Raw genomic sequence first — 845 nt, 5'->3', positions numbered from 1 at the left:
GAATTCTTAATAAATCATCCTGACTTAACTGATGTAAGCCTTGTGGTAACACAAGGTGTTTGGGCTCCCGTTGCAGTTAAGTTTGCTCAAATTCGGAATATTAAAAGCGAATATTACTTAAGAGATGAAACCTCTATAAATATTTTTAACAATTATCATAAAGGTATCCGCTTTTTAGTTAAATATCTATTTTCACTAGCCTTATTTCCTATATCTAAAAAGTTTTGTGTAGATAATGTATATGCTCTCAATAATGCTAATCGGATTATTTCAAATTCAAAATATATGGCTGGGCAACTTCTTCAACGTTTTAGTTTGCACTCAGAAGTTATATACCCACATATTGATGTTGAAAGTTTAAAGAAGTCCTATTTAGACTGCTTAAATGTTAGTATTATTAAAGGCGTAGTAATTATAGGGGATACAAATTTAAAAGGTGTCGATATATTTCTATCATTGGCCAGTGAATTTCCCAATGAAATATTTTATGTTTTTGGTAAGGATAAAAAATTCAGGTCTAATTTATCGAATGTACATCATATGGCATGGTCGTCTGTAGTGGGTTTGCCGTTTTCTTATGCTAAAGTGATTATTGTTCCTTCTCGGTGGAATGAAGCCTTTGGGCGAGTTGCAGTTGAGGCAAAAATTTTAGGTATTCCTACAATTGTCGCTGAATGCGGTGGATTACCAGAAGCAGTAGATTTTGATTCTAATTCTATCGCTATTGATTACTTAGATTTTAAAAATAGATTAGCAAATCTGCTTTATAATGTTTAAGTAAAACCTGTTAACATTTACAATTTAAAAATTAAATCAAAAAAGCTCTTAAGCTAACTGTAGTCAAA

The 845-nt window shown here is 31.2% G+C and carries 1 protein-coding gene; it reads left to right on the top strand.

Annotated elements, in window-relative coordinates; translation table 11 throughout:
• A partial coding sequence (locus J3L11_RS18860; protein ID WP_207571990.1) for a glycosyltransferase occupies nucleotides 1-777 on the top strand: 777 nt, incomplete at its 5' end.
• Nucleotides 778-845 lie beyond the last annotated feature (68 nt).

The sequence above is a fragment of the Shewanella sp. 4t3-1-2LB genome (genome assembly GCF_017368415.1).
Classification (GTDB): domain Bacteria; phylum Pseudomonadota; class Gammaproteobacteria; order Enterobacterales; family Shewanellaceae; genus Shewanella; species Shewanella fodinae.
This window is presented reverse-complemented; position numbering and strand designations above follow the sequence as displayed.